Below are 1233 nucleotides of genomic sequence, written 5' to 3'. Positions count from 1 at the left end.
AATCAGCTCCGAGCAAATTTGCGTTGTGAAGGGCGATCATGACGCCAGCTAAAGCGATTAAATAGCCAATTAGCTTGATGATGAAAATTTTTGGATTTACAATGATCAGCAAAAGGCCACAAAGTATGATGCCAAGGGCTATTTGTAAATTTGAAACGTCAGCTTGAGCGCTTGAGCTAAGTGTTAAAAAACCAGCTAAAAGTGCCATTAGTATCATCAAAACTGCATAAACCGCCCTGCTTCGTCCAAAGCCATACATAAAGCAAACAAAGCCCTTATTTTGCCTGTTATAATCCATTTTTCGCTCCTTTTGGAAGTTTGCTTATTTTAATGCCAAATTCTTAAATAACGGCTTTAATCTGAAATTTCACTCATTTTGGCTAATATTTTGTATCTTAAAAAAGGAGCAAAAATGCCTTATGTAAATATAAAAATAGCAGGCCCAGAGCCTACAAAAGAGCAGAAAGATCAAGTTTTTCAAGAGGTGACAGATACGCTTGTCAGGGTGCTTGGCAAGAAAAAAGAGGCTGTTACGATATTTTTAGAAACTCACGATGCGAGCAACATCGGCGTAGCAGGCGAGAGCGTAGAGGATAAAAGAAAGGGGATAAAATGAGCGAATTTAGCAAAGCGGACATGGAAAGAAAGATAACACTTGAGGTTGGCGACAAGGCGCCAGAGTTTGAAGCGCTAAATCAAGACGGCGTAAAGGTTGCACTAAAGGACTTTATAGGCAAAAATGTGGTGCTTTACTTCTACCCAAAGGACAACACTCCAGGCTGCACGACTGAAGCTTGCGAATTTAGCGCAAACTACGATCAGTTTATCAAAAATGACACCGTCATCATCGGCGTTAGCCCAGATAGCGTGAAGTCGCATGCGGGCTTTATCGCCAAGCAAAATTTAAAGCACATCCTCTTAAGCGACGAAGATAAAGAAATTTCAAAACTTTATGGCGTTTGGCAGGTCAAGAAAAACTACGGCAAAGAGTATCTTGGCATCGTAAGAAGCACCTTTGTGATCGGTAAAGACGGCAAGATAGTTAAAATTTACAAAAGCGTAAAAGCCAAAGACCACGCCGCAAAAGTGCTAGCTGATCTAGTAAAATAAGGAGCAAAGATGAAGCTTATAAAAATGCTAATTTTAAGTGCGTTTTTTGCGCTAAATTTATCAGCACTGACTGAAGGTGTGGAGTATCAAACTCTAGCAAAACCGCTTAACGTGCCTAAAAAC

At 40.1% G+C, this 1233-nt stretch carries 3 protein-coding genes; 2 read left to right on the top strand and 1 reads right to left on the bottom strand.

Annotated elements, in window-relative coordinates:
- Nucleotides 1-298: hypothetical protein (locus Q0296_RS01425; RefSeq protein ID WP_298035824.1), on the bottom strand; the 298-nt coding region annotated here is incomplete at its 3' end.
- A 114-nt stretch (nucleotides 299-412) separates the two neighbouring features.
- On the opposite strand from Q0296_RS01425, the gene Q0296_RS01420 reads away from it, so the two are divergent.
- Together Q0296_RS01420 and bcp are read left to right on the top strand one after the other, a co-directional pair.
- Nucleotides 413-616, top strand: coding sequence for a 4-oxalocrotonate tautomerase family protein (locus Q0296_RS01420; RefSeq protein ID WP_298035822.1), 204 nt, complete (start codon nucleotides 413-415; stop codon nucleotides 614-616).
- Nucleotides 613-1110 (top strand): thioredoxin-dependent thiol peroxidase, encoded by a 498-nt coding sequence (gene bcp / locus Q0296_RS01415; RefSeq protein ID WP_298035821.1) that lies wholly within the window; start codon nucleotides 613-615, stop codon nucleotides 1108-1110. The genes Q0296_RS01420 and bcp overlap by 4 nt, the downstream gene beginning before the upstream one ends.
- The last annotated feature ends 123 nt before the right edge of the window (nucleotides 1111-1233 follow it).

The organism is uncultured Campylobacter sp., assembly GCF_937890585.1.
In the GTDB taxonomy this organism is placed as follows: Bacteria; Campylobacterota; Campylobacteria; order Campylobacterales; family Campylobacteraceae; genus Campylobacter_A.
Note: the sequence above shows the minus strand (reverse complement) of the source record. Positions and strands in the feature narration are given on the sequence as shown.